This is a genomic window from Sphingopyxis sp. (assembly GCF_016463645.1).
Lineage (GTDB): Bacteria > Pseudomonadota > Alphaproteobacteria > Sphingomonadales > Sphingomonadaceae > Sphingopyxis.
Window position 1 is genome coordinate 5,796 of sequence record NZ_JAEMQX010000169.1, and the last position, 591, is coordinate 6,386.

The window sequence follows — 591 nt, forward strand, 5'->3', positions numbered from 1 at the left end:
GATGTCGGCGGTCGCCAGCCGGTCGCGCTCGGCGCAGGTCGGGGCGGGCGCGCGGCCGCTCGAAATCGACAATCTGTGGACCGTCGACACCACCACCGGGCTCGTCATGCGCGAACAGCGGCAGAGCTGGATTGTCGAGGCGGATGGCGACGGACGAACCCTCGTCGAAGAGCGGGTTCGTGCGCTGGAGCTCGCACAATAAGGGCTAGGTACCCTAATACCCGTCAGCAAAGCCGCGCAGCGCTTGACTTTCGGCGTTGCTTTCGCCATTGGCCCGCTCCGAAGCGCCGCTTCGTCCTTGTCGGACAGGCGGCGCGGTTTGTTTCGGGGCGGCCGGCAATAGGGCCGGGATGCTCCGGTCCATATCTGTCAAGGAGCGTGCCATGAAGGCGCTGACCAAGACGACCGTTTCGGCAAACGTCGCCACGGTCGAAAAGAAATGGGTGCTGATCGACGCCGAGGGCCTTGTTGTGGGCCGCGTCGCGACGATCATCGCCAACATCCTGCGCGGCAAGCACAAGCCGTCGTTTACCCCGCACGTCGATTGCGGTGACAATGTCATCGTCATCAACGCCGAGAAGGTGGCGTTCA

2 protein-coding genes are annotated in these 591 nt (G+C 64.1%); both read left to right on the plus strand.

Annotated elements, in window-relative coordinates; all coding sequences use genetic code 11:
* Window positions 1-202 (plus strand): hypothetical protein (locus JHC57_RS20310; RefSeq protein ID WP_294032407.1); only part of this gene is annotated, 202 nt, incomplete at its 5' end.
* 181 nt (window positions 203-383) lie between these two features.
* The coding region (locus JHC57_RS20315) for a 50S ribosomal protein L13 (RefSeq protein WP_294032408.1) at window positions 384-591 on the plus strand (208 nt) is incomplete at its 3' end.